We start from the raw sequence: 4,073 nt of genomic DNA on the forward strand, positions 1-4,073 counted from the left end.
CCCGCTCATTTATGGGGTCAAGCTGACACAGCTTGCAGGTTTGGGCAGCGCCCATGGTTTTATTCGTGTGGGATATAAATTTGAAAATCAGGGGGCGAGGGAGCGAATTTTGCGACCGTACTACGACCCCCCTTTTAAGTGCCGAGTGCCAATTTTGGTTAAAAATGGTCTTCAAGCCTTTAATATCAATGGTTACAGAGTTTTAAATCTCGGCGAGTTTTCGGCGAGTTTTTAGCGAGTTTTTAGCGAAATAGAGATTTATAGCATATATTATTGACAATAATGTTGCAAAAAAGCATAATAATGGTGTACTTAAATTTGATTTGGTTTGGAGTAAAAATATGGCTACAAATAAAAAAAGAATTACGGTCAGTCTAACCGAAGATCAGTATTTCACTTTGGAAAATCTTGCGAAAGAAAAGGGTTTTTCTAAGTCTGCAATTTTAGCTTTAGCTTTAGAAAATTATTCAAGAAAGGAATTAGAACAAAAAAAATAAGCGAAAACTCGGCTTGGGCAAGACGATAGTTTCCGCTAAACATTGTTGTTCTATCAAGGCTATTTTACCATTATGGCAAAAGACAAATCAAGATACTTCACCTTTTTGTTATATCCCGAATCTATTCCAGAAGATTGGAAATCGAAATTAGAATTAATTGGTGTTCCAATTGCTATTAGTCCATTTCATGATATGGATGAAAAAACTGATAAATCAAAATGGACACCTGATGATGTCATACGAAATGGCAAGCACTATAAAAAACCGCATTATCATGTTGTCTATGTGGCTAAAAACCCAGTTACTGCTGATAGTGTTCGGTACAAGATTAAACAGCTTCTAGGTGATCGGAGTATCGCTAAAGTGCAAATAGTCATCAGAAGTATGGCAAGCATGTATTCATACCTTACACATGAGTCTAAAGATGCTATTGAGAAGAAAAAACATAAATATAATAAAAAAGATATTACGCTGATAAATAATTTTGATATTGATAGATATATATCGCTTGATGTGGAAGACAAAGACGACATGCTGAATGATGTTTGTGATTTGATTGATGACCATAATTTGGCAAATATGCGTGAATTGAGACGCTTTTTAAAAGCTCATGGTTCAGAATATGGCATGCCTAGTATCAAGGTCGTTAATTCGGTTTTACGTGCTCATACTGGACTGATAAGACTATATTTCGATGCTGTTTATCAGGAACGCAAGTATGGCAGAGGAGACATAGACAAAGAAACTGGCGAGATACAAGATTGATTAGTGAATAAAAAGTGGGTGCTCAATTCGAGCACCTTTTTTTTGTTGTCGGCTAGCCGACTTCTGATACAGGAAATTTAGCACAAACACCATCAATTTTAATTGTGGTGTGTAAGTGCGCATTGCTTTAAAAATAGCAATGAAAAAATCAAAAGAAAATGTTAAATGCGCACTTACACGTCATCAAAGATGACGTTGCGCTAAAACCATTAAAACCTGTATCAGATTTCGCTTCGCTCAAACAAAACTGACTTGCGTCAGTTGAAACATTCAAAGCAGTTAAAGTCCAGTCGCTAGCCTCCTTCGGACTTTAACTGCTTTGAATGTTGGCTTTAAATGGCTCTAATTTGCTCTCTAAGCCATTTTAGCTGTTAAATGCATAATTTAGCTGTCTGTCAACGGTAAATCGACGTAGAACGGCTTTTAGCCGTTCTAGGAGGCTTTAAGGAGTTGATAGGCTCACTAGACCAAGACACTTTTGCGCATGCAAAGAAAAGCACACCTGCTTTTTTTGCCTGCCTCACGGCGAGTGCGGGGTGAGTTTGAGCGGNGTTTTGCGGTCAAGCTGGTTCAGCTTGGTCGGGGTTCGGGGCGACAGCGCCCGAGGGCTTGAAACTGGCGATTTTTGCCAGTTCCCTCTTATCTTGATACATACTAGACACAATTATTTTTTTCAAAACTGCCTTTAAGCCTTGACACGTCTGGCCTAAAGCGTATTATGATGGTATAAAACGAAACAATAAAAAAACCCACATGAGAATTCCTAGTTTGGCGACGGGGAACACGTGAGTTAATCTTGAATATTCGGATTTACTAGACATAGTTTAAAGCTTGAGTTAGTAAGCGTCAAGTCCTTAGTTCTAGTAAATACATAAAAGATTAACTCTTCTCACGTGGCTTGTGAGAGGAGCTTTTGATTTGGCGAATAAAAAGATATTGCAAGATAAAAATAGTTATGGGAAGCCACGACCTTGGCGGCAGAAGAAATTAGAAAACTTGCGTTATGCAGAATATCTATCAATTTTGTTATATAAAAAAGCACATAAAGTACAAGGCTGCGCAGATGTTTTGCGTTTTCGAAAGTTGCCTGATGGTTCAACTAAGCTTTATCAAACGTGGTTCTGTAAGAGTCGGCTATGTCCTTTGTGCAACTGGCGTAGAAGTTTAAAAAACTCTAGTCAGTTAACTGAAATTTTGGCAGAAGCTCATCGGCGGCATTCAACTGCTAGATTTATTTTTTTAACACTTACAGAAGAAAATTCAGTTGATGGTGTTGACTTAAAACGACGTTTGAAGGCGTTAACTCATGCTTTCTTTAAGTTGGTTCATTATAAAAAAGTATCTAAGAATCTGCTAGGCTTTGTTCGCTCAACTGAAATTACGACGAATGCAAATGGTTCTTATCATCAACATTTGCATGTTTTGCTTTTTGTTAAGAGTGCTTATTTTAAGGGAACAGGAAACTATTTGTCTCAAGTTAATTGGACTAACTTATGGCAGAAGGCTCTTAAAAGCTCATATAAGCCGATTGTGAACGTTGAAGCGGTTCGGACGAATAAATCTAAGGGAAAGTCCTCTTTGCTCGCTAGCGCTCAGGAAACGGCTAAATATCAAGTTAAGTCTGCTGATTACATGACGGACGATGATAATCGCAATCAACAGGTGATTGATGACTTGGAGCAAGCCTTGGCTGGTACTCGTCAAATTGGTTATGGAGGTTTGTTGAAACAGATTAAACAGCAATTGAAATTGGACGATGCCGATAATGGTGATTTAGTAAATGTTGACGGGGACAAATTGTCTGAACCGACTGAAGCTGAATTAATCGTGGCTAGGTGGGATCAACAACGTAAAAATTATTTAATTTGGTAGGTGGCTATTATGTTAATGAGTTTGGATAAATTTTTTGTACAAGAAATGCAAAAAAATGGCTTTGATGTTGACTTTAAGCAATTGCAGAAAATATATACTTCGTCGAGAAAAAATAATGCTGAAGAAATTGCTAAACGTAAACGGATAGCTGAAAGGGAAAGAAATTTTATGCATGAAGCAATGGAGCAATATGATGTTGATCAATAAGCTTTTTTTGCTATAAAAAAAGCGCCATGGATTTTATTCCACAGCGCTTTTTTAGTAACTATTGCCTTAGCTCTGGCAAGCTAGCGAATTCGTATTAGTCAGTAGTCACCATCTTAAACAAATCAAGAATAGCATAATTCCGTTAAAGGGGCTAAAGGCGCACTTACACACCGAATGAAAATTCGGTGTGTTTTTACAGACTGTCTTAGATTTCGCTTTGCTCAAACAGAAAGAATACAAGGAATGCTATGAGCATAAAGGGACTGTGCATTTTTTCCAAAATTGACCCGTTTTGGAAAAAGATGAGCCGACAGTGTCGGCGTCCAAACCCTTGTTATAACTGCGATATTTAGTCCTAGGAAAATGCTACAATTACTTCTTGTAATATTTGTGCAGAATAGGGAGATGTGTAGCAAAATCCTAGGATACTTAAGCTAATTAAATGCTGTTAAACTTGGATTCTTGATTTTGGAAAAAACGATTAAAAAAGCATGCTAGGATTTTCCTAGCATGCTGGAACATGTTACAAAAATTAAGTTCAGTCGTTTACACTCCTTCGAACTTAATCCTTGTACCATGTTGCAATTAAAACCGAGTACTAGCTGGTAGTCAACGGTACCGGAACGACCAACGGGAGCGAGGATAAGGAGTTGACTAGCTAACTAAACCCAGACACTGAATTGGCTGAAAGCCAAAGTTTCCTAAACTTTGCTTTCCTGCCTTCACGACGAG

Annotated in this window: 5 protein-coding genes; all 5 read left to right on the forward strand. The window is 37.8% G+C overall.

What is annotated here, in order from left to right; translation table 11 throughout:
• Nucleotides 1-235: hypothetical protein (locus FC51_RS12620; RefSeq protein WP_235806487.1), on the forward strand; the 235-nt coding region annotated here is incomplete at its 5' end.
• Nucleotides 236-341: 106 nt separating this feature from the next.
• Nucleotides 342-497 carry a ribbon-helix-helix protein, CopG family gene (locus FC51_RS11890; RefSeq protein ID WP_003555393.1) on the forward strand — a complete coding sequence of 52 codons (156 nt, stop codon included), beginning with the start codon at nt 342-344 and terminating at the stop codon, nt 495-497.
• A 72-nt stretch (nt 498-569) separates the two neighbouring features.
• On the forward strand, nt 570-1,262 hold the full coding sequence (locus tag FC51_RS11895) for a replication protein (RefSeq protein ID WP_012695376.1): 693 nt from the start codon (nt 570-572) through the stop codon (nt 1,260-1,262).
• Nucleotides 1,263-2,180: 918 nt separating this feature from the next.
• Complete coding sequence (locus FC51_RS11900) at nt 2,181-3,134, forward strand: protein rep (protein ID WP_057911391.1); 954 nt, start codon at nt 2,181-2,183, stop codon at nt 3,132-3,134.
• A gap of 9 nt (nt 3,135-3,143) precedes the next feature.
• Complete coding sequence (locus tag FC51_RS11905; RefSeq protein ID WP_057911392.1) at nt 3,144-3,341, forward strand: hypothetical protein; 198 nt, start codon at nt 3,144-3,146, stop codon at nt 3,339-3,341.
• Nucleotides 3,342-4,073 lie beyond the last annotated feature (732 nt).

Origin of the sequence: Lentilactobacillus parabuchneri DSM 5707 = NBRC 107865 (assembly GCF_001435315.1) — a bacterium.
GTDB classification, from domain to species: Bacteria; Bacillota; Bacilli; order Lactobacillales; family Lactobacillaceae; genus Lentilactobacillus; species Lentilactobacillus parabuchneri.